Raw genomic sequence first — 23,565 nt, 5'->3', positions numbered from 1 at the left:
GTGGCAGATCCGTGCAGAAATAGTGTAGAATATTCCTGATTTCACTGCAAACGTGTGCAAAGCTCGTGGCTGAGCTCCTCGGAAATCCATGCAAGAGAAGCATGTGAGGCTTTTGCATACTTTGGCATGCTGGCTCGTTGATGGAGTGGTGGAGGTTTTTACAAAGCGCTTCATGGATGGGCCAGTCCAGGGAAAAGAGAAATGGAACATCTATGGTGATTCAGCAGGTTAGAGACTGCATGCGCCGGACCACTGGCATAGGCGTCGCCGTTGCCATGGTCGGCACGGGCGCCCTGCTCGCAGTGCCGATGGCGGCGAACGCCGCGGAGGACACCGGGCAGACCACCCTCCCCGCGAAAACGGACGTGCAAGTGATCGCATTCCAGCAGACATGGAATTCGATCGCCAAGGAATGCACGAACACGTACGGCCCGCAAGGCGTGGCGTACGTCGAGATCTCACCGCCACAGGAATCGATCCAGGGCACCGAATGGTGGACAAGCTACCAGCCGGTGAGCTACAAACTCGATTCGAAGCTCGGCACCGAAGCCGAATTCAAGAACATGATCACGACATGTGATGCCGCGGGCGTCGGCATCATCGCCGACGTCGTGCTCAACCAGACGACCGGTTTGGATGTCGCTGCAGGCGAGCAGACCGGTGTGGCGGGCACGAAGTACAACGGCTTGACCGGCGACTATCCGGGCTTCACCGGCGAAAACGGCCAATATCCGCAAGGTGTGACCGCCGCCGACTTCCATGACTACAACAACGGCGCAAGCGTCTCCGATTACAAGAACCAGCAGGAGGTGCAGGAAGGCCGCCTGAACTCGATGTGGGACTTCGACACGTCGAGCGAGAAGGTGCAGGACATCCAGTCCGACTATCTCGCCAAGTTCTACAAGATGGGCGTCAAGGGCTTCCGCATGGACGCCGTCAAGCACATCAACAACGAGGACATCAAGGGCATCAAAGACAAGATGGCCCAGAAGGTCGGCAAGAACGCCAACGACATCTACTGGATCCAGGAAGTCATCGGCAATGCGAGCGAAGCGCCCGGCATCCAGCCGCGCAATTACCTGGAGACCGGCACCGTGACGCAGTTCGACTACAAGTCGGACCTCAACGCGAAGTTCAAGGGCAAGATCGCCGAACTCAAGGACCTCTCGACGCGCATCGGCGACCTGTCGTCGAATCCGAACGCGATTGCGTCCAAGGACGCGAACGTCTTCGTGACGAACTGGGACACCGCTCGCAACGACGGTGCGATCACGTACAAGAACGATTCGATGTACGCGCTCGCGAACGCATTCATGCTCGCCTATGACTACGGCACGCCGCGCCTGCTGTCGGACTATAAGTACGACGTTAACGACAACGGCGCCCCGGGTGCGATCGCGACCGAAGTGCCTGACGTGGACTTCGACGAGGCGTGCTCGACGAAGGACGGCGAATGGAACTGCCAGCAGCGTTGGACGACGACGCGCGGCATGATCGCGTTCCACAACTACGTGGATGGGACCGCCGTCGAGCAGTGGCAGGACGACGGTGCGAATAACATCGCGTTCTCGCGTGGCGACAAGGGCTTTGTCGCGATCAACAACTCGACCGAAGACAAGACGGCCGAATACGCGACATCGATGCCTGACGGCGAGTACTGCGACGTCTACGGAGTGCAGGACTGCTCGAAGACCGTGACCGTCTCCGGCGGCAAGGTCAAGGTGACCGTGCCGGCGATGCAAGCCATCGCGATCTACGGCGGTGCAACGAAGACGACGCACCCCGTGTCTGACGTGGCCGTTGACCCGAGCACCCCGGACGTCGTCATCCCGGACAACACCGTCAAGCCGGACGACCAGACGACGACCGTGTGGTACAAGCCCGTCAACACGTGGGACAAGGTCTTCGTGCACCATGGCGCCGGCTCCGACTGGACCGCCGTGCCCGGCGAGCAGATGGAAGGGCCGGACGCGCAGGGCTACTACACGAAGACGATCGACACCAAGGGTGAGGATCATCAGATCTGCTTCAATAATGGTGCCAGCGAGTGGGACAGCAACGGCGGCCAGAACTATCTGATCCGCAAGGGCGTCGCGCATGTCGCGGTCGAGGACGGCTCGCTGTCGGTGGGCAACCCCGAGGCGATCGGCGGCCAGTCCCGTGTGGTCATCCACTACAAGGAGGCCCCGGGCGATCCGGACTATTCGCTGTGGACGTGGGGTACGACCAAGACCGGCGACGGCCTTGACGGCGCACGCTACCAGTTCACCGGTGAGGACTGCTATGGCAAGGTGGCCGAACTGACGTTCGACAAGGAGCTCTCCGACTTCAGCTTCATCATCTCCACCGAGGACTGGTCCAAGAGGGTCGCGGTCAGCGACGATCCCGAGGACGGCAACCGTGACGTCAAGTTCACCGAGAAGAACGGCACTGTGGAAGTGTGGGTCGACGGCGTGAACTCGCCGCGTGAGACCCAGTTGGAAGCGCCCGCCGACTACAAGTGCAAGGCCGACAAGGTCGACGTGACCGTGCATTACATGCGCAACGACGGCCTGTACTTCAACGCCGACGACACCGAGACGAAGGTCCCGCAGTGGGATCTGTGGATGTGGAACTCGAACAGCAATGGTTTCGCTTCGAAGTTCACGGGCCATGATGACTGGGGCGAGCTCGCCACCGCATCGTTCTCGAACTACACCTACCAGGCATCCAACGGCGAATCGGACTTCGGTCTGCTGCGCCGCTACGGTGTGGACGAATGGAAGAAGAAGGACGGCTCCGACGGTGACATCAAGATGACCGCCAATGCCCTCGTCTTCAGCAATGACGGCACAGCGAAGGCGGAAGTCTGGCTCCTGCAGGATGACGCGACCGTCTACACGGCGCGCCCAGCGCTCGGCGCCCGCATCTCGACGGCCGAGATCGCGCAGAACAACGCGATCGACGCGAAGCTGACGAAGCCGGCCGATGTCAAGGCCGGGGATGTGAAGGTGACCGGCGCCAAGGGCAATGCCGTCGACATCGACGCGGTGAAGGCCAATGGCACCACCGTGACGATCACGCTCAAGAACAACCTCGACCTGACCGCGAAGTACACGGTCGAGATCGAGGGCTTCGGTTCGGCCGACGCCGTCGCGGGCTCCGTGGTGCGCACTGACGCCTTCGACAAGGAATACGCCTACGACGGCGACGACCTTGGCGCGACCTGGGCGGATGACGGCACGACATTCAAGCTCTGGGCCCCGACCGCAAGCAAGGTCGAGCTCGTGACGTTCAAGGACGCCAAGACCGCCGACGCCGAAGCCGCCGACACCATCGCGATGGACCGCGGCGAGAAGGGTGTGTGGAGCGCCACGGCCAAGGTCGCCGACGGCACCGCCTACATCTACCGCGTGTCGTTCGCCGATGGCACCGTCAACGACTCCGCCGACCCGTACGCCCGCGCTTCCGTGGTCAACGGCAAGCGTTCCGTGGTGCTGTCGCCGGCCAAGACGACGGTCAAGGACTCGGGCCGCATGGCGCCGTTCTCCAAGAACACCGACGCGGTGATCGCGGAGACGCACATCCGCGACCTCACGAAGAACGAGAACTCCGGTGTGGACGCCGCAAAGCGCGGCAAGTACCTGGGCATGATCCAGAACGGCACCACGAACTCCGCGGGCAAGTCCACCGGCGTGGACTACCTCAAGGAGCTCGGCATCACGCATGTGCAGATCCAGCCGATGTTCGACTACGCGAGCGTCGACGAGACGAAGCCGCTCGATGACTCCAACTACAACTGGGGTTACGATCCGCTCAACTACAATGTGCCGGAAGGCTCCTACGCCTCTGACCCGACCGACCCCGCCAACCGCGTGGTCGAAGCCAAGCAGATGGTGGACGGTCTGCATGCCAACGGCCTGCGCGTGGTCATGGACGTGGTGTACAACCACGTTGCCGATGCCGCGGCGAACCCGTTCGGACTCACGGTGCCGGGGTACTACTTCCGCTACCAGAACGGCTCGCTTGTCAACAACTCGGGCTGCGGCAACGACACCGCCTCCGAGCGTGCGATGATGCGCAAGTACATCGTGGATTCCGTGGCCTACTGGGCGAAGGAATACAACATGGACGGCTTCCGTTTCGACCTCATGGGCCTGCATGATGTGGAGACGATGAAGCAGGTGCGCTCAGCCCTCGACAAGATCGACCCGTCGATCATCATCGTCGGCGAAGGCTGGGATATGAACACCACGATGGACAAGTCCGCGATGTCGATCCAGCCCAACGGCTACCAGCTCGTCACCCCGAACTCCACCATCGCGTTCTTCAACGATTCGATCCGCGACGGCCTCAAGGGCTCGGTGTTCTCCGATGAGGACAACGGGTTCGTCTCGGGCAAGCAGGGCATGGAACCGCTCATCATGAACAACATGCTCGGCTGCCGCAACCTCGACGGCACGGCCGAAGGCGCGTTCTGCACGAACGGCAACGCGAACGTCAAGTACGCGAATGCCGGCCAGATGGTCAACTATGTGGAGATCCACGACAACCTGACGCTCAACGACAAGCTCGAGAAGTCGCTGTTTGTGCAGGGCCGCAACGAAGCCCTCAACGAAGCCGGACGGAAGGCGAAGGTCATCGAGACCTCGAAGCTCGCCAACTCCGCCGTCTTCATGGCGTTCGGCATCTCCGAGTTCCAGGTGGGCCAGGAGTTCCTGCGCACCAAGGGCGGCGACGAGAACAGCTACAAGTCCGGTGACGCGGTCAACGCCGTGGATTGGGACCGTATGAACGACGCCGACTATGGTGACCACGCCCAGTACGTCAAGGACCTCATCGCGATCCGCAAGAAGACCTCCGCGCTGCGTGTCGAGAGCTATAAGAAGATCTCGAACAGCACGAAGGAACTCAAGGCGGCCGACAATGTGGTGGCGTACGAGATCGCCCGCGACAACGGCACCTATGTGGTGGCGCTCAACGCCGGCGATGAGGCCGCCGCCGTGCCGGGAGTGGCCGCCGGCGACTACGGCGTGCTCGTGTCCAACGGCCATACCTACCTGCATCCGGTCCAGGCCGTGGCCCAGGCCGACAATGCCGATGGTGTGGATGCCTCGGTGGCCGGTGCCGCGATCTCGGTCAAGGGTGGCCAGAACGTGGTGGTGCCCGCCCATAGCGCGGTGCTGCTCGCCCCGGTCTCTGACCTCGGCCAGCCGGACACCCCGGATCAGCCGACCAAGCCGGATACTCCGGCCAACCCGGATGAGCCCGGCGACACCGACAAGCCGGCCGCCGGCGAACAGCCGGGTGGCAACGCCGCGGGTTCGCAGTCGTCCTCCGGTGCCGCGCAGCAGGTGGCCGGTGTCGCTTCGACCGGTTCGGCCATCGCGCTGCTGGTCGCTGTGGCAGTGGCCCTCGTGGCCGCGGGCGCCGGTCTGCTGATCGTCCGCCGCCGTGACTGAGACGGCAACGGTGCAGGCGCCATAACGGCGCGCATCAGCTGAATACCGAGGAGGATGCCCCACAAGGCATCCTCCTCGCGCATTATCGGCGCACATATGCATGTCACGCGAACCAACGGCGTTGCGCCGCGCCATCGGCGATTACAGTGGGAACGAGCGCCCGCGCCGCCGCCGGCCCGGGTGATGATTGAGAAGGAAGGACAACGGTCCGATGACAACGAGGACACCTCACACCGCACCATCCATACTGCGTGGGCCCGTTGGCACAGTGCGCCACACAGTGGTCCGGGCGTGTGCCGCATGCGCCGGCATGGCGTTGGTGCTCGCACCGCTAGCCGCATGCGGTCATACCGACACAGGCAGCACGGCATTGCCCCGCAAAACCGATGTGGAGGTGATCGCGTTCCAGCAACCATGGAATTCCATCGCCCGCGAATGCACACAGACCTATGGTCCTGCCGGAGTGGCCTACGTGGAGATCTCGCCGCCGCAGGAATCGATCCGCGGCACCCAATGGTGGACCTCATACCAACCGGTGAGCTACAGGCTTGACTCCAAACTCGGCACCGAGAAGGAGCTCGCCCACATGATCGAGGAATGCTCAGCGGCCGGGGTTGATATCATCGCCGATGTCGTGCTCAACCAGACGACCGGGGCGGGGGAGAACAAGGAACTCACCGGTGTGGCCGGCACCCGGTACAACCCGGGCACCGGAAGCTACCCCGGGTTCACCGGCAACGAGGGGCAACACCCCGAAGGCGTGAACAGCCATGATTTCCATGACTACAACAACGGCGCATCGATCAGCAACTACCGCGATCAGGATGAAGTGCAGCAGGGCCGGTTGAGCGGCATGTGGGACTTCGACTCATCCAGCGCCAAAGTGCGCGACCTGCAATCGGATTATCTGGCCAAACTCTACCGTATTGGCGTGCGGGGCTTCCGCATGGACGCCGTCAAACACATCGATGCCGAAGACGTGAAGGCCCTCAAACAGGCGATGGCGAAGAAGATCGAAGTGCCGGAACAAGACATCTACTGGATCCAGGAGGTCATCGGCAACGCCGGTGAGGCCAAGGGCATCCAGCCCTCCAACTACTTCGACACCGGCACCGTGACCCAATTCGCGTTCGCCGGTGCTATGAAATCGAATGTGCCCGGTTCACTCAACGCATTGTCGGACCTGCGCGAGCGCCTTGGCGACACCAAACGCAATCCTTACGCGATCCCGACCGACAAGGCGAACGTGTTCGTGACGAACTGGGACACCGAACGCAACGGCCAAGCGTTGTCGTATAAGAACGGCGCCGCCTTCGCGCTCGCGAACGCGTTTTCGCTCGCCTACGACTACGGCACGCCCCGGCTGATCTCCGACTACCGGTTCACCGACAACGACGCGGGCGCGCCAGGCGCCACCGAGACGAGCGTGCCCGACGTGAATTTCAACGAGGCGTGCGCCATGAACGACGGCCCATGGAATTGCGAGCAGCGGTGGACGCCCACGCGCGGCATGATCGCATTCCACAACTATGTGCACGGCACCGCCGTGGACCATTGGCAGGAAGGTGAGGATCCCGCTGTCATCGCCTTCTCGCGCACAGGCAAGGGATTCATCGCGATGAATGGCGGTGACGAGGAGGCCAGTGTGGAATTCGAGACCTCGATGCCAGACGGCGAATACTGCAATGTCTACGCAGTGCAGGACTGCTCGCAGACGGTGCGCGTGCGCAAGGGGAAGGTGAGCACGTCCATCCCCGCGCGATCCGCGGTGGCGCTGTACGCGGGGGCCACGGCCAAGGCACATCCGTCGTCTCCCGTGGCGGTCGATCCGAGCACGCCACAGCAGGACTGACCTTGCGGATCGCCTCCACAGTGCGGCCGGTGCGTATCGAAAGCACCGGCCGCACTGCCGTATTCGTGGTGGTTTGGTGAAGGCGGTGGTGTCGTGGAAACGGAGGCACATATAATTCGCTAGTCGCGATATTGTATACTGGTCAACGGTAGCGGGAATGTCGTATATAACCATGTGGTTGCGATGGCATCAGCGATGCCCGCAGCACATCGATTAGGGAGATAGATGAATACGAAGGCCTTCAGGCAAAAACTCACCGCGGCGATCGGCGCCATCACGGCGTGCGCCACACTGACATGCGGGGGCGTCGGCGCAGCGCACGCGGTCGAACGGGACTCGCTCGGTGACTCCGTGCTCAACGCCTACAACGCACTCAACGGCAACGGCATGCGCTTCGAGAAAGTCAGCCATCCACAGGGCGGATTGCGCGCAGCCGACGGCGTCGTCGATTACATCGGCGATGGCAAGATCACGGAATCAGACAAGGGGCAGGGCGACCGCGGCCAGTCCTACAGCTACGCCGCCGCATCCCATGGCGATTGGGTGTACATCGGCACCATGTACGGTGGCCTTGGCGTGCAGGCGATCCTGAGCCATGGCATGGCGTCCAACATGGGCATGTCTGCCGAAGCGGCGAAGAACCTCATGCAGACGATGTACGCAGGACACATGTATCTGGGCGAGCCCGACGGCAAGAGCGCCGGCGGTGTGCTGTTCAAGTTCAATGTGAAGACCGGCGAGACGAAGATCCTCATGTCCAAGAGCGCGGGCATTGAAGGCGGCAAGGGCATCATCCCCACGTTCCGCAGCGCGTTCGAGATGAACGGCAAGCTCTATTTCGAGGGCATGGTCATGGACACGGCGAACCCGGACCTCGACCAGCGCGAGATCCAGACCGCCATCGCGATGCAGAACGGCTTCCCGTGCATCTACGAGATCGACCCGGCCGACGGCGACAAGCTCACGCTCGTGCACAACAGTGTGGACACGGAGGGGTTCCGCGCGCTCGTCAAGCAGAACGTGTTCACCTCCACGCGCGCGATCGGTTCGTTCAAGGACACGCTGATCGCAGGCGACCTCAAGGTCGACGCGAACGGCAACGGCGCGGCCTATCTGGTGGCGTCGAACACGCCGTCGGTCCCCGGGTCATACAAGGTGATCGCAGACATGGCGAGCTTCGACAACCTGCCGGCGATCCATCGCTCCGACGTCAATGGCGGTGGTGGCATCTACCAGGTGCTCGAATTCAACGGCAAGCTCTACGTCGTGGTGTGCACCGGCAACGCGGACACGCGCAACGAGCAGACCGGCACACTGCGTTCCTTCGCCATCTATGTGGGCGAGAACAACGGCGATGCGACGAACAAAGCCGACTGGAGCTGGCGCCCGCTCGTCGGAGACATCGCCAAGGGCGCCACATACACCTACGGCCTCGACGCCAGCCGTGTGAGCGCAGGCGCCTGCACGCTGCAGGTCTTCGGCGACCACCTCTACATCGGCGATTACAACGATGTGTCGAGTGCGCTGCAGGGATTCGCGATGAACATGGACTTCATGACCCAGGCCACGAACCTCGAGCAGTCGATCAACCTGTACCGCATGGACGCCAACGAGAACGTCGAGATGCTCGTGGGCGACGCCAACGAGACCTTCCCCGACGGTGGCAGCACCGGCCTGGGCAGCGGCTACGGCAACAACATGAACCAGTACACGTGGCAGACCGCCGTGCACGAAGGCAAGATGTACCTGTCGACGATGAACACGACGACGCTGCTCGAGCCGATCGCCCAATTCACCAACGGCGACATCCTGCACATGAGCGCGCAGGAGTGGAAGACGACGGTGCAGCATCTGCGCGCGTTCCTTGAGATCGTGCTCAAGCGCGATGACGCCGCCACGTTCTCGCGCACCCGTTCCGTGCGTCCGTCGGCGGACAATCCGGACGCGCTTGTCGATTGGGCATGCCAGCAGGCGAGCGAGCGCGCCGCCGCGGACGCCCCCGCCCAGACCGATGCCGGCGGCGATGCCCAGGAGGAGGTCACCCTGACCGACGCCCAGCGCGAATCGCTTGTCAAGGGCATCAAGGACGGCAGCATCGTGCCGGAAAGCCTTGACGACGCCAACACCGCAGGGGAACTGTTCGCCATCAACAGCGCGCTGGGCTCCCTGACGCCGCAGCTGGACGAGCGGGCATCTGAGGAATTCGTGGACGCCTACGGTGACATGCTCGCCGCGCTCACCGCGCTGCCGAAGGTCCCCGAGAGCCTCAAGAAGCTCTACGAGACGCTCCTCAAGCTCGCCTCCAAGCAGAACATGCAGGCGTTCTTCAAGTCCCTGCCGTACCTGGCCAAGTCGAAGCGCGGCTTCAACCTGTTCGAGATCAGCGAGGACGCGCAAGGCGGCGTGAAAGTCGAGACCGTGGCCGACGACGGGTTCGGCGACCCCTTCAACCATGGCCTGCGCATCTTTAGCAACACCGACGACTACATGCTCATCGGCACGGCGAACCCGTTCTACGGCACCCAGCTGTGGCGTGTGGCGAACACGCTGTTCCCCGTGCATGTGAGCACGGGGGAGGGTGGCACCGCGTCCGCGGACAAGACGGCCGACGTGGCGCCCGGCGCCACGGTCACACTGACCGCCACACCCGATGACGGCTACCGCTTCGCCGGATGGAAGGTGAATCAAGGCGGTGCGGTCATCGCCGACGACAACACCTTCGCCATGCCCGCGCACAGTGTCTACGTCGAGGCCCAGTTCGAGCGCATCGATGCCGCGCCGGATACACCGGGCACCGGCGACGAGGGGCCGGACTCGCCGGCGGATCCGGACGGCAATGACACGGGCGGCACCGAGCCGGGCTCCACCGGCAGCGGCACCCAGGCGGGCGGCAGCCAGCAGTCGGTCGACCTCGCGTCCACCGGCGCCTCGGCCATCGCCCTATTGGTGGCCGCAGCCACCGCGATCGCGGCCGGAGGCGCGATGATCACCTTCAAGCGCAAGCGCGCCTGACGGCCGCCCCACACCGGGCAACCACACAACACGCCGACACCACATCGTTGGAATTCCGCCGATGCTACGGAACGTAGCATGGAAATCCCGTGGTGTCGGCGTTCGTTGCTTGTGGGCACCGGACCCACCCCGTACGGTGGCCTCATCGACGCGGCGCCACCCGGCCGCCGCCCTGACCATCGAGGAGCAGCCACCATGGCACACAGCCACCCGCCGACCGGCACCGCAATCATCAGCGCCCGCGGATTGACCCAATCGTTCCGTACGGCCGACCGTGAACAGACCGTGCTCAACGGACTCGACGTGGACATCCGCCGCGGCGACTTCACCGCGATCATGGGCCCCTCCGGCGCGGGCAAATCGACCCTGCTCTACGCGCTCGCCGGTCTGGAGCGCCCCACCGCCGGCACCATCAAGTTCGACGGCGAAACCATCACCGACATGCGCGACGACGCGCTCGCCGTGTTCCGCCGCGCGCACTGCGGCTTCGTGTTCCAACAACACCAGCTGCTCGAACGCATGAGTCTCATCGACAACGTGATCGTTGCCGGTGCGCTCACGATGCGCTCCAAGCCGCGCATCACCACCAAAGCGCGCGAACTGTTCTCGCTCGTGCACCTCGACGAACGCGCCCAGGCGCGCACGAGCGCACAGGTCTCCGGCGGCGAGGCCCAGCGCGCGAGCATCGTGCGCGCCCTGATCAACGCCCCCGAACTCGTGTTCGCCGACGAGCCGACCGGCGCGCTCAACTCACACAACTCCCAGGCGGTGCTCGACGTGTTCTGCACACTGCACGCCAACGGGCAAAGCATCGTCATGGTCACCCACGACCGGCACAGCGCCCTGCGCGCCAACCGTGTGCTGTACCTGCGCGACGGCGCGATCGCCGGCGAATGCACGCTCGGCGCATGGGACGGCGGAGAACCGTACGGTGAGCGCGAACACACGCTCGCCGTGTTCCTCAACGAGATGGGGTGGTGACCCGATGCGCACACTCGCCCTGCACCAATGGCGCCGCAACAAGGGGACCTTCCTCGGATTCGGCGTGATCATCCTCATCGCCGCCTGCATGTTGGGCTCCGCACTCACCCTGTTGTTCACCGTCGGCCCGCGCTACACCGCGCTCGCGGACGAACTGCACACCGCGGACGTGGACATCGTGGTGCCGCGTACAGCCGCCACTGCCGATGTGCGCGACGTGATCGACCACACCACTGGTGTCGCGGCCGTCGAGCCCCACGACGTGCTGCTCATGGACACGCAGATCCATGATTTCCGCGGCACCGATTTCGCCATCCGCACGATGATCGCCGACGCCGACGCGCCGCGCACACTCAACCAGACGCGCGTGTTGGCGACATCGGGCGACAGCGGCGACCTTTATATCGCGCAGTACACGGCGCGGTTCGGGCAGTTCGCGCCGGGGGACCGGATCGAACTGCAACTGGCCGGCCATGACGAGTCGTTCCGCATCGCCGGTGTGGTCGAAGAGATGGAATTCGGCAACGCCGGATCGCAGATCCTCGCCTTCAGCGCCCCGGCCGCGCGCTTCGCGCAGCTCGAGCGCGACCATCCGGAATCACGCATGACCGAATATGCGGTGCGCGTGGACGCCGGTGCCGACCCACGCGCCGTGCGCTCACGCCTCGAGCGGGCGCTCGCGCAAGCGGGCACGCCCGTGGCCGCGGCGATCGACGCCAGCAGCGTGCGCGCGACCCGCATGATGGTCAGCCAGCTCATCATCCTCATCCTCGTGGTGTTCGCCGTGCTCGTCACCATCGTCAGCCTCGCACTGTGCACATTCCACATCCGCAACATCGTGGAGACCGACCGCACCGACATGGGCGTGCTCAAGGCGCTCGGCTACACCGGTGCGATGATCTCGCGCGCGATGATGGCGCCGTATCTGCTCGTGTGCGTGGGCGCCACGGTAATTGGACTCGCCCTGTCCACGCTCGCCACACCGGCGATCGGCTCGCTGATCGCGCTGCAGGCCGGCTTCACGTTCCATGCGCAGGCCGACATGCGCGCCTGGGCCATCACCATCGCCGCGCTCGCTGGCGTCACACTGCTGTTCGCGTGGATCGGCGTACGTTCCTTGCGCGCACTGCAGCCGATCGAAGCGATCCGCGGCACGGACGCGCGAGGCCGGCGCCACGCGATGCGCCCACTCAACCGCATGCCGGGCAGTGCGCGCACGGCGGTCAGCCTGCAGCAGGCCGCCGCGTCCCCTGCGCGCAACCTGCTCGTGGGGTGCATGGCGTTCCTGATGACGCTGCTCGTCAGCTTCGCCGCGACGCTCGCCTACAACGCCGCGGTCACACCCGGCAACCTGTACAACACGCTGTCCACGGAGACGCCGCAGGTCATCGCCACACCAGCCGCAGGGGGCAACGCCGAGGCCGCGCAACGCATCCGCGCGATCCGTGGCGTACAGAACGTGATCGCATACACCACGGCGCGCGTCGGCATCGCCGGCACCCAAATGCCCGCCTTCGTGAGCGACGACTTCGACGCCACGCGCAACGACATCCGGTACGAAGGCAACCACCCCGCCACCGCGCATGAGATCGCCGTGGGATCGGCGCTCGCCGACGCGCATACAATCGGCTCGAAAGTCAAGGTGAGCCACGGCGGCGCCGCGCTCAGCTACACCGTCGTGGGCTACATCCAGAGCGTCAACGACGGCGGCACCGTCTGCGAACTGACCAACGCCGGCTATACGCGCCTCGACCCGGACTTCGCATACAGTCCGCACACGCTCTACGTGTACTGCGACGGGGCCGACACCGCACACGTCATCCGTGCGATCGAAAGCACGTGCGCCGACCTCGTGACGCACACCACCGACATGGAACGCATGCGTGACACGAGCCAACAGATGTACGGATCGATCATGTCGGCCGTCAGCCTCGCCATGCTCATCCTCGCAATCGGCCTGACGGGGCTGGTGCTGATGATGGTCATCCGGTCCACGATTGTGCGCGAACGCCGCCGTTTCGGTATACTCAAAGCCCTCGGCTACACCAGCGGACAGCTCATGCGCCAGATCGCCGCAGCACTCATGCCCGCCACCGCGGCCGGCGCCGTCCTCGGCGCGCTCGTCGCGGGCATGGCCGCGCGGCCCGTGACCGACGCGCTGTTCGCGACAGTGGGCGTCATGCGCAGCCAATTCGACCACCCAGCCCTGCTGCCCATAGCCGCTGCGCTCGCCCTGACCGCCGTGCAAGGCGCGCTCGCCCTGGGCTTCGCCACCCCGATCCGCACCATCAGCCCCTACCAGCTCATCACCGAATAGGAGACCACCATGGACGAACAGACAGCCACACCCAAGGCGCGCACAATGGAATTCTCCACACGCCTCAAGGACCTGCGTGCACAATCCGCGCTCTCGCAGGAACAACTCGCGCGCCGCATCGGCGTCTCGCGGCAGGCCATCACCAAATGGGAAAGCGGCGCCGGCCGGCCGGAACTCGAAAGCCTCGTCGCGCTCGCCGATGTCTTCGCGGTGAGCGTCGACGCCTTGCTCGGCGTCGACGACGCGCACGCGGGGCCGGCGCGCGGCGAATACCGGTACGAAAGCGCCACGAACTACGACGTCGACGGCGGCAAGCATTTCGACATCGACTGCGGGTCGATCTACGCGTGCGTGATCCGCGGATATGACGGCGAGCAGCTGCGTGTGCGCGTCGTGTCGAACACCGTGGCCAGCCTGGCGCGCCACTTCAAGGTCTCGGTCGACGACAGGCCCAAACGCCTCGACGTGCAGGTGCGCCGCGGCACCGGCATCAGCGAGACGCTCGCGAAAGATGACGTGACGGTGATCATCTGGGTGCCGCAGCGGTATGTGACGACGGTCGAATGCGCGGCGAAGGCGCAGGAGGCGCATGTGCGGGGCCTGACATGCGACGGCCTCGAACTCGATGTGCGCACGCCGCGGCTCAGCCTCGACGACGTGCACGCGCATGTGGAGGTCAACTGCAACCTCGACATGGAGATCGACTGTGCGTCGATCGACGGGCGCGTCGACGTCAACCAACTGTCGTCGACCTCGCGCATCACCGTGCCGAAGGACGTGCCGATCGCCGTACTGACGCACGGGCTGCGCACGCGCGCAATCGTGGGAGCAGGGGTGCGACAGGACGAGGATTCGCCCAACATCGTCGAACTCAACGGCGTGGCGAGCGAGCTGATCATCGAGGGCAGGTGAGGGGTGATGAACACCGCGCCATGTCACGGCGGAGCGATACCATGAAGACCCATGGTTAGAAGACAACATGGCAATGCTCAAGAACACGTCACCAAGCACATTTTCGTCACTGGCGGCGTTGTTTCCTCCCTTGGCAAGGGTCTTACCGCTTCCTCCCTCGGCCGTCTGCTGCGCAGCCGTGGCCTGCGTGTGCTGCAGCAGAAGCTCGATCCGTACATCAACGTCGACCCGGGCACGATGAACCCGTTCCAGCACGGTGAGGTCTATGTGACCGAGGACGGCGCGGAGACCGATCTCGACATCGGCCACTACGAGCGTTTCCTCGACGTCTTCCTTTCGCAGAAGGCGAATGTCACGACCGGCCAGATCTACCAGGAAGTGCTCCGCAAGGAGCGCGCCGGCGAATACCTCGGCCAGTGCGTGCAGGTGATCCCGCACATCACCAACGAGATCAAGTCGCGCATGCGCGCCCAGGCCTCCGACGACGTCGATGTGATCATCACCGAGATCGGCGGCACCGTCGGCGACATCGAATCCCAGCCGTTCATGGAGGCCGCGCGCGAAGTGCGCCGCGATCTGGGCCCGGAGAACTGCATGTTCATCCACGTCTCGCTCGTGCCGTACATCGCGGCCGCCCATGAGCTCAAGACGAAGCCGACCCAGCATTCGGTGATGATGCTGCGCCAGCTCGGCATCTCGCCGGATGCGCTCGTGCTGCGCAGCGACCGCCCGCTCAACCAGTCCATCAAAGACAAGATCTCGCTCATGTGCGACGTCGACGCCGAAGGCGTGGTGAACTGCGTGGACGCCAACAGCATCTACGATGTGCCGAAGGTGCTGTTCGACGAAGGCCTCGACGCCTATGTGGTGCGCGAACTCGGCCTGCCGTTCCACGACGTGGATTGGGACGAGTGGGAGGACCTGCTCGAACGCGTGCACCACCCCAAGCACGAAGTCAACATCGCCATCGTGGGCAAGTACATCGACCTGCCCGACGCCTACCTTTCGGTCACCGAGGCCATCAAGGCCGGCGGGTTCGCCAACTGGGCCAAGGTCAACGTCAAGTGGGTGGCGGCCGACCGTTGCGAGACCGAGGAAGGCGCCGCCGCGGCGCTCGACCAGGTGGACGGCATCGTGGTGCCCGGCGGCTTCGGCATCCGAGGCATCGACGGCAAGATCGGCGCCCTGCGCTACGCCCGCGAGCACGGCATCCCGGCGCTTGGCCTGTGCCTGGGCCTGCAGTCCATGGTCATCGAATACGCCCGCGACGTGCTGGGCATCGCCGACGCCGGTTCCACCGAGTTCGACCCGGATTGCCCGAACCCCGTGATCGCGACGATGGAGGAGCAGAAGGACATCGTGGCCGGCAATGGCGACATGGGCCACACGATGCGCCTGGGTTCCTACCCGGCGGATCTGCTCGAGGATTCCCTCGTGGCCGAACTGTACGGCACGACGCATGTGACCGAACGCCACCGCCACCGCTACGAGGTGAACGTGGCCTACAAGCAGCAGCTGCGCGACGGCGGTCTCGTCATCTCCGGCCAGAGCCCGGATGGCGAACTCACCGAGTTCGTGGAACTGCCACGCGAGGTGCACCCGTTCTATGTGGCCACCCAGGCGCACCCGGAGTTCAAGTCGCGTCCCACCAAGCCGCATCCGCTGTTCGCGGGGCTCGTCAAGGCCGCGCTCGAGCACAAGGAGGAGCGCCTCCACATCGCACAGTAAGTGTGCAAACCCCGTGCAATGTGGCGTACACCACATTGCGCGTGCACGTTTTGTAGGTATCATGGCCGTGAGCACTGTGGCGTTCACGGCCATGTTGCATAATAAGACTCGCATTATCAGTATCTGAACAGCACGAGGAAGCCAATGTCTTTGCACGATGGAAACCAGCCGTTGCCCCAGGGCGGCGGCGGCACGCCGAATGGACCTGTCCACCGCACCGAGGGGGAGCGGACCCAGGCGTTCACTCCATTGCCTTCCGTCGAGCCGATCGACGGGTTCAACGCGGCGGCGGCCCCCGCGGCGCCTGCCAAACGGCATCATGTCTGGCCGTGGATCGTGCTCGCCGTGGTCGTGCTGCTTGTGGCGGCGGGCTTTGGCACATTCGCGTTCTTCCAGAACCGCGCGCTGCCGGGCACCACGCTGTGGGGGCACGATGTGGCCGGCAAGACACAACAGCAGATCGCCACGATGATCGACGATCAGGTGAACGCCACCAAGGTGCCGGTGGCCTACGGCGACAAGACCGCCGAAGTGAGCGCCAAGGACCTTGGGGTGAGCGTGGACGCGCAGGCGATCGCACATGATGCGGTGGACGCCAAGCGCAACGACCCCGTGTGGGACCGTTACGCGTTCTGGGACAAGAAAGACGTGGCCCCTTCCATCGACGTGGCGCAGGCCGATCCCACCGTGCTCGATGAACATCTGGGCACCAACAGCGTCAAGCCAGTCAATGCGGAGCTGACCGTCAACGAAGACAGCGGTGAGGTCGAGGTGACCCCCGCGGCCAACGGCAGCGGCGCGGACCCCACCGAGGCCGCAGAAGCCGCGGTCGCGGCCATCGAATCGTTCGGCGACACCAAGCCGCAGACGGTGACGGTCGAGCTCAAGGACATCGAACCGCAGGTCACCGATGCCGTGGCCACGCAGGCCAAGCAGACGGTGGACGAACTGGTGGCGAACAAGGTGGGCGTCGCGGTCGGCGACCATGAGATCGCACAGTTCACCGCGCCGATGCTCATCGCCTCGTCGCGCATCGAACCCGACACCGAGGCTGCGCTCGACGAAAACGAAGCACGCAACGGCGTGCTCGTCTTCAGCGCCGACAAACTGCAGCAGCAGTACGACGAAACGATCAAGGGCTCGCTCACCTCCACCAAAGTGGACCGCGAGGTCATTGTGAACGGCAACGGCACCGAGACGGAAGTGATCGAGGAAGGCCACGACGGCGTCAAGATCAAAGACGGCGCAGACGCCTCGATCGGCGTCGACGCGCTGCCGGTGCTCACCGAAGGCAAGGGCACAGTCAAAGTGGCCGGCGAGGTCGACCCGATGAAGGTCAAGCAGATCAAGCGCCATGTGGTCGTCGACCTGTCCGACCACAAGGTCTACGCGTATCAGGACGACAAGCTCGTCAAGTCGTTCTCGATGTCCGCTGGGCAGGGCAACGACTATGCGACCGGCGCGTGCAACCCCTCGGGCGACATGTGCACGCCGCTGGGCGATTTCGAGATCTGGCTCAAGTACCCCACACAGGACATGTCCGGCACGCTCACGCTCTCCGATGGCAAGAAGGAGACCTGGGACGTCAAGGGCGTCGGCTTCGTGAACTACTTCTCGAAGTCGGGCTGCGCGATCCACCGCATCGCCACGAGCACGCCGTACTCCGACGCGCAGATCGCCGCGATGGGTGCGAACACGTCGCACGGCTGCATCGGCATCGGCTGGGATGTGGCGGAGTGGTTCTACGACTTCGCCGGCATGGGCACGAGCGTTCATGTACAGCAGTGACGTGGCGGCCTCTGGCGTGTTTGCGCGCCGGTCTGTTACGTTAGGTCAGGAATTGGTATTGTCCGGTAGTTTGTGAATGGAGGCGGCGACCTGTGGCGGAACATCCTTTGCCCAACGCAGCGTCTGACGTGGAGATGAACCAGTATGTGGCTGATCGAGGACGCGTCAATGAAGACAAGATAAGACAAGATGACGAGATCATCGAGCAATTCGGTGAATACTCGTACGGCTGGCATGATTCGGATGCCGCCGGCGAGGCCGCCAAGAAGGGCATCAGCGAAGAGGTGGTCCGTGAGATCTCGGCGGACAAGGGCGAACCCGCATGGATGCTCGATATGCGCCTGCGCGGGTACAAGGCGTTCGTCGAACAGCCCATGCCGAAATGGGGCGTCGACCTTTCCGGCTTCCATGCGCAGGACTTCAAGTACTACGTCAAGCCGGTCGGCAAGCAGGCCGCCACATGGGAGGACCTGCCCGACGACATCCGCGAGACCTACGACCGCCTTGGCATCCCCGAAGCGGAGAAAAGCCGTCTCGTCTCCGGTGTCGCGGCACAGTACGAATCCGAGGTCATCTACAACTCGATCCAGGAGGACCTCGCCAAGCAGGGCGTCATCTTCGTCGACACCGACACCGCGGTGCGCGAATACCCCGAGCTCGTCAAGAAGTACTTCGGCACCGTCGTGCCGCCGGAAGACAACAAATTCGGCGCGCTCAACACCGCCGCATGGTCGGGCGGCTCGTTCGTGTATGTGCCGAAGGGCGTGCACGTCGACATCCCGCTGCAGGCCTACTTCCGCATCAACACGCCGAACATGGGCCAGTTCGAACGCACGCTCATCATCGCCGACGAAGGCTCGTACGTGCACTATGTGGAAGGCTGCACCGCGCCGATCTACTCGACCGACTCGCTGCACGCCGCGATCGTCGAGATCATCGTCGAGAAGAACGCGCGCGTGCGTTACACGACCGTGCAGAACTGGTCGAACAACGTCTACAACCTCGTCACGCAACGCGCCTATGTGCGCGAAGGCGCCACGATGGAATGGGTCGACGGCAACATCGGCTCGAAGGCGACGATGAAATACCCGGCGTGCATTCTCGCCGAACCGTATGCGAACGCGTCCACGATGTCGCTTGGCTTCGCCGGCCAAGGCCAATACCAGGACACCGGCGCCAAGATGATCCATCTGGCCCCGCACACGAGCTCGACGATCGTGGCCAAGTCGATTTCGCGCGGCGGCGGCCGCAGCGCCTACCGCGGTCTCGTCAAGATCGTGGACGGCGCGGAGGGCGCCAGCTCGAACGTGGTGTGCGACGCGCTGCTCGTGGACGATTTCTCACGTTCCGACACCTATCCGCATGTCGACGTGCGCGAAGACGACGTGTCGATGGCCCACGAGGCGACGGTGTCGAAGGTCTCGGAAGACCAGTTGTTCTACCTGATGAGCCGTGGCATCGAAGAAAAAGAGGCGATGGCGATGATCGTGCGCGGGTTCGTCGAACCGATCAGCCGTGAGCTGCCGATGGAATACGCGCTTGAGCTCAATCGCCTTGTCGAACTGCAGATGGAAGGATCGGTGGGCTGACCGATGGCAGACCGCAAAGAAATCAACATCCCGGTCGCGGATCCCAACGACCCGTACGCTGTGCCCGCGGCGATGCCGTCGAGCGCGGACACCAACCCACGCTCGTTCGACCTGGCCGATTTCGCCATGCCGACGCGCAAGCAGGAGGATTGGCGCTTCACGCCGGTCGAGCGCATCGAGGAGTTCTTCGACGTGTTCAAGCCGAGCGGCGCGACAAGCGTGGACGTGCGGTACATCGACGGCTCCGCGATCGATGAGTCGGTCGTGCAGGTGCGCCGTGTGGACATCGGCTGCGATCTGAGCGGCACGGTGAGCAAGCCCAACGACCGCGTGTCGGTGGTGGAATGGAACAGCGTACGCACGGCCACCGTCGTGGACATGCTGGGAGAGCCGGACCAGCCGGTCCTCGTGCAGGTGCATGGCAATGGCCTCGACCTCGACGCGCTGCACCTCGTGATCAATGCGCGCGACCGCGTGCACGGCGATGTCGTCGTGCAGCACGACGGTCAGGCGCGCTTGGCCGAAGGCGTCGAGATCGTGACCGGCGACGACGCGCACATCAGCACGACGTTCGTGCAGGAATGGACCACGGATTCGAAGCATGTGGCGTCGCACCGCATCCATGTGGGCAATGAGTCGTCGCTGCGCCATTCGGTCGTCACCCTGGGCGGCGATGTCGTGCGCATCCGCATGGACCAGGATTTCGGTGGCGAGCATGGCGACCTCAACATGCTCGGCATCTATTTCGTCGATCCGGGCGAGCACATCGAGCACCGCACGATGGTCGTGCACAACCACCCCGAATGCCGTTCGCGCGTCGTCTACAAGGGTGCGCTCAGCGGTAAGGGCGCGCACTCCACGTGGGTCGGCAATGCGCTCATCGAACCCACCGCGCCGGGCACCGACTCCTATGAACTCAACCGCAACCTCGTGCTCACCCCGGGCGCTGTGGCGGATTCCGAACCGAACCTCGAAATCGAGAACGGCAACATCGTGGGCGCCGGGCATGCGAGCTCGGTCGGCAGGTTCGACGACGAGGAGCTGTTCTACCTGTGCTCGCGCGGCATCCCCGAACGGGAGGCGCGCAAACTCGTGGTGCGTGGCTTCTTCGGCGAACTCGTCGAAGAGATCGGCATCGAGCAGATCGCCGGCCACCTGATGCAAGCAATCGACCGCCGTCTGGCGCGCGGCGAATCCAGCGCCATGCAGACCGTATTGGAGGAGAAGTAAGCGATGTCCACTCTTGAAATCAAAGACCTGTACGCCTCGGTGGAAATCAAGGAAGGGCGTAAGCAGATCCTGCGCGGCGTGAACCTGACCGTCAATTCGGGCGAGACGCACGCAATCATGGGCCCCAACGGCTCGGGCAAGTCGACGCTCGCCTACACACTCGCCGGCCACCCCAAGTACGAGGTCGATTCCGGGCAGGTGCTGCTCGACGGCGAAGACATCCTGCTCATGACGCCGGATGAGCGCGCCAAGGCGGGCCTGTTCCTCGCCATGCAGTACCCGGTCGAGGTGCCGGGCGTCTCGATGACGAACTTCCTGCGCACCGCGAAAACCGAGATCGACGGCAAGGCCCCGGCGATCCGCACATGGACCAAGGAGCTCACCGAGGCGATGAAGCGCCTCAAGATGGATCCGAAATTCGCCACCCGTTCGGTCAACGAAGGATTCTCCGGCGGTGAGAAGAAACGCGCCGAAGTGCTGCAGCTCGAACTGCTCAAGCCGAAGTTCGCGATCCTCGACGAAACCGATTCCGGCCTGGACGTCGATGCGCTGCGCATCGTGTCCGAAGGCGTCAACCGCGCCAAGGAAGCGAACGATTTCGGCATCCTCATGGTCACGCACTACACGCGCATCCTCAAGTACATCAAGCCCGACATCGTGCATGTGTTCGCCGACGGTCATTTCGTCAAGACCGGTGGGCCTGAGCTCGCGGACGAGCTCGAGGAGCGCGGGTACGACGAATACCTGCCGGAAGGCTCGGATTCCGAGTCCGCCCTGGCCTGACCTTTGGAGCGCGCGATGGCAGATTTCGAGGCGATTCGCCGACAGTTCCCAATCCTGGACCAGCAGGTCCATGGTCGCCCGTTGGTGTATTTGGATTCGGCGGCCACGGCCCAGAAACCACAGGCCGTGATCGATGCGGAAAGCGGGTTCTACGAGTCGATCAACGCGGGCGTGCACCGTGGCGCCCATGAGCTCGCCGCGCGCAGCACGGTCGCGTTCGAAGACGCCCGTGCCGCCATGGCCCGCTTCGTCGGCGCTTCGGCCGAAGAGGGGCGTGAAGAGCTTGTGGTGACCGCCGGCGCCACCGCGGGCCTCAATCTGCTCGCCACCGCCTTCGGCTATGCCTCGATGGGTCGCGGGCCTGCCGCCGCACGGCGGTTCGCGCTCGGGCCGGGCGACGAGATCGTCGTGTCCCAGGCCGAACACCATTCCGTGCTGTTGCCGTTTCAGGAGCTTGCCGCGCGCACGGGCGCCACGCTCACATGGTTCGCGCTCGACGACGAGGGGCGTATCCGCACCGACACCGCCGACGAGGTGATCACCGACCGCACGAAGGTCGTGGCGATGACCCATGTGGGCAATGTGACCGGCGCCATCACCGATCTGGCCCCCGTCGTGCGTCGAGCGCACGAGGTGGGTGCCGTGTTCGTGCTCGACGCCTGCCAGTCGGTGCCGCATCTGCCGGTGGACTTCCATGCGCTCGACGTCGATTTCGCCGCGTTCAGCGCCCACAAGATGTACGGGCCGACCGGGGCCGGGTTCCTGTATGGGCGCCGTGAGCTGCTCGAGGCACTGCCCCCGGCATGGTTCGGCGGTTCGATGGTCGAACTGGCGTGGATGGACAAACCCGCGCAATACATGGATCCGCCGGCCCGGTTCGAGGCCGGCACACAGCCGGTGGCGCAGGTCGTGGCCGCGGGTGTGGCCGCCCAGTGGCTGCAGTCCATCGGCATGGATGCCGTCGCCGAACACGAGCACGCCTTGACGAGCGAATTGCTGCGGCTTGGGGACATCCCCGGTGTGCGCATCCTCGGGCCCACGAGCGACACTGCGCGCATCGGCACGGTGGCGTTCGAAGTCGAAGGCGTGCATCCGCACGATGTGGGGCAGTACATCGACGCGCAGGGCATCGCGATCCGCGTCGGCCACCATTGCGCGCAGCCCGTGCACCGGCATTTCGGCGTCTATGCGTCGAACCGTGCATCACTCGGTGTGTACAACACCATGGACGACGTGCATGCGCTGCTCGACGCCGTGGCCGGCGTGCGCCCGTTCTTCGGGGTGAGTGGCACGCGCGCGGAATAGTGCGGCGCGGGGCCGGTTGGACACAATGGAACAATGTTGCATGCAGGAAAGGCGGGCATGATGCCAATGGCACAGGACGACGGGTTGGAACAGATGTACCAGGAGGTCATCCTCGAAGCCTCGAAGCACCCTTCGGGCCGTGTGGCATTCGCCCCCGACCTCACGGATGAGTCCGCGAGCGCGGGGGAGAGCACGGTCATGACCGCCCATGAGGCATGCGCGGCCGGCGAATCCCACCAGTTCAACCCGACATGCGGCGATGAGGCGACGATCCATGTGGACGTATCCAGCGATGAACCACACCGCATCGAACGGGTGGTGTGGGACGGCCACGGCTGCTCGATCTCGCAGGCGAGCCTGTCGATCATGGTCGACCTGGTGGAGGGACGCACCGTGGACGAGGCGATGGATCTGTTCCGCACGTTCCATGCACTGATGGAGTCGCGCGGCGCCGGGCTGGCCGATGACGCCCAAGCGGATGAGCTTGGTGACGCGATTGTGTTCCAAGGCGTTTCGAAATACCCGATGCGCATCAAATGTGCGTTGCTGGGGTGGGAAGGCCTCAAGGATTCGATGGCCAAGGCATTGGCGCAGGCGTGACGCCTGCTGTGAACTTCGATAACTCAA

At 64.2% G+C, this 23,565-nt stretch carries 13 protein-coding genes; all 13 read left to right on the top strand.

Features of this window, described 5'->3' with window-relative positions:
• Nucleotides 1–212: 212 nt before the first annotated feature.
• The 13 genes from pulA to sufU all read left to right on the top strand — a co-directional run bounded on the left by pulA (nt 213) and on the right by sufU (nt 23,538).
• On the top strand, nt 213–5,441 hold the full coding sequence (pulA, locus tag PG2093B_RS04960) for a type I pullulanase (protein WP_129897539.1): 5,229 nt from the start codon (nt 213–215) through the stop codon (nt 5,439–5,441).
• A gap of 319 nt (nt 5,442–5,760) precedes the next feature.
• Complete coding sequence (locus PG2093B_RS04955) at nt 5,761–7,293, top strand: alpha-amylase (RefSeq protein WP_431520214.1); 1,533 nt, start codon at nt 5,761–5,763, stop codon at nt 7,291–7,293.
• 225 nt (nt 7,294–7,518) lie between these two features.
• Entirely contained in the window at nt 7,519–10,305 is a 2,787-nt protein-coding gene (locus PG2093B_RS04950) for an InlB B-repeat-containing protein (RefSeq protein ID WP_129897537.1), read from the top strand.
• A gap of 195 nt (nt 10,306–10,500) precedes the next feature.
• Nucleotides 10,501–11,286: an ABC transporter ATP-binding protein gene (locus tag PG2093B_RS04945; protein WP_129897536.1), complete on the top strand. Its 786-nt coding sequence runs from the start codon at nt 10,501–10,503 to the stop codon at nt 11,284–11,286.
• 4 nt (nt 11,287–11,290) lie between these two features.
• Nucleotides 11,291–13,603: an ABC transporter permease gene (locus tag PG2093B_RS04940; RefSeq protein WP_129897535.1), complete on the top strand. Its 2,313-nt coding sequence runs from the start codon at nt 11,291–11,293 to the stop codon at nt 13,601–13,603.
• Nucleotides 13,604–13,612: 9 nt separating this feature from the next.
• Nucleotides 13,613–14,515 carry a helix-turn-helix transcriptional regulator gene (locus tag PG2093B_RS04935; protein WP_129897534.1) on the top strand — a complete coding sequence of 301 codons (903 nt, stop codon included), beginning with the start codon at nt 13,613–13,615 and terminating at the stop codon, nt 14,513–14,515.
• A 51-nt stretch (nt 14,516–14,566) separates the two neighbouring features.
• On the top strand, nt 14,567–16,243 hold the full coding sequence (locus tag PG2093B_RS04930; RefSeq protein ID WP_026643143.1) for a CTP synthase: 1,677 nt from the start codon (nt 14,567–14,569) through the stop codon (nt 16,241–16,243).
• A 144-nt stretch (nt 16,244–16,387) separates the two neighbouring features.
• Nucleotides 16,388–18,031 (top strand): L,D-transpeptidase family protein, encoded by a 1,644-nt coding sequence (locus PG2093B_RS04925; protein ID WP_129897533.1) that lies wholly within the window; start codon nt 16,388–16,390, stop codon nt 18,029–18,031.
• A gap of 134 nt (nt 18,032–18,165) precedes the next feature.
• Nucleotides 18,166–19,620 (top strand): Fe-S cluster assembly protein SufB, encoded by a 1,455-nt coding sequence (gene sufB / locus PG2093B_RS04920; protein WP_051125530.1) that lies wholly within the window; start codon nt 18,166–18,168, stop codon nt 19,618–19,620.
• A gap of 3 nt (nt 19,621–19,623) precedes the next feature.
• A complete protein-coding gene (gene sufD, locus PG2093B_RS04915; protein WP_129897532.1) occupies nt 19,624–20,850 on the top strand; it encodes a Fe-S cluster assembly protein SufD in 1,227 nt (408 codons plus the stop codon).
• A 3-nt stretch (nt 20,851–20,853) separates the two neighbouring features.
• A complete protein-coding gene (gene sufC / locus PG2093B_RS04910; protein WP_129897531.1) occupies nt 20,854–21,633 on the top strand; it encodes a Fe-S cluster assembly ATPase SufC in 780 nt (259 codons plus the stop codon).
• Nucleotides 21,634–21,648: 15 nt separating this feature from the next.
• Nucleotides 21,649–22,938, top strand: coding sequence for a SufS family cysteine desulfurase (locus tag PG2093B_RS04905; RefSeq protein WP_129897530.1), 1,290 nt, complete (start codon nt 21,649–21,651; stop codon nt 22,936–22,938).
• A gap of 66 nt (nt 22,939–23,004) precedes the next feature.
• On the top strand, nt 23,005–23,538 hold the full coding sequence (sufU, locus tag PG2093B_RS04900) for a Fe-S cluster assembly sulfur transfer protein SufU (protein ID WP_129897529.1): 534 nt from the start codon (nt 23,005–23,007) through the stop codon (nt 23,536–23,538).
• Nucleotides 23,539–23,565: the final 27 nt, after the last annotated feature.

It is taken from the genome of Bifidobacterium pseudolongum subsp. globosum, from assembly GCF_004155535.1.
Lineage (GTDB): Bacteria > Actinomycetota > Actinomycetes > Actinomycetales > Bifidobacteriaceae > Bifidobacterium > Bifidobacterium pseudolongum_C.
The sequence above is the reverse complement of the archived record's forward strand: the minus strand, read 5'-3'. Positions and strand labels throughout refer to the sequence as shown.

Bases quoted from the DNA above. Each gene is read 5' to 3' on its own strand.
- pulA (WP_129897539.1), top strand. From the start codon at position 213: ATGGTGATTCAGCAGGTTAGAGACTGCATGCGCCGGACCACTGGCATA.
- PG2093B_RS04950 (WP_129897537.1), top strand. From the start codon at position 7,519: ATGAATACGAAGGCCTTCAGGCAAAAACTCACCGCGGCGATCGGCGCC.
- PG2093B_RS04945 (WP_129897536.1), top strand. From the start codon at position 10,501: ATGGCACACAGCCACCCGCCGACCGGCACCGCAATCATCAGCGCCCGC.
- PG2093B_RS04940 (WP_129897535.1), top strand. From the start codon at position 11,291: ATGCGCACACTCGCCCTGCACCAATGGCGCCGCAACAAGGGGACCTTC.
- PG2093B_RS04935 (WP_129897534.1), top strand. From the start codon at position 13,613: ATGGACGAACAGACAGCCACACCCAAGGCGCGCACAATGGAATTCTCC.
- PG2093B_RS04930 (WP_026643143.1), top strand. From the start codon at position 14,567: ATGGTTAGAAGACAACATGGCAATGCTCAAGAACACGTCACCAAGCAC.
- PG2093B_RS04925 (WP_129897533.1), top strand. From the start codon at position 16,388: ATGTCTTTGCACGATGGAAACCAGCCGTTGCCCCAGGGCGGCGGCGGC.
- sufB (WP_051125530.1), top strand. From the start codon at position 18,166: ATGAACCAGTATGTGGCTGATCGAGGACGCGTCAATGAAGACAAGATA.
- sufD (WP_129897532.1), top strand. From the start codon at position 19,624: ATGGCAGACCGCAAAGAAATCAACATCCCGGTCGCGGATCCCAACGAC.
- sufC (WP_129897531.1), top strand. From the start codon at position 20,854: ATGTCCACTCTTGAAATCAAAGACCTGTACGCCTCGGTGGAAATCAAG.
- PG2093B_RS04905 (WP_129897530.1), top strand. From the start codon at position 21,649: ATGGCAGATTTCGAGGCGATTCGCCGACAGTTCCCAATCCTGGACCAG.
- sufU (WP_129897529.1), top strand. From the start codon at position 23,005: ATGGCACAGGACGACGGGTTGGAACAGATGTACCAGGAGGTCATCCTC.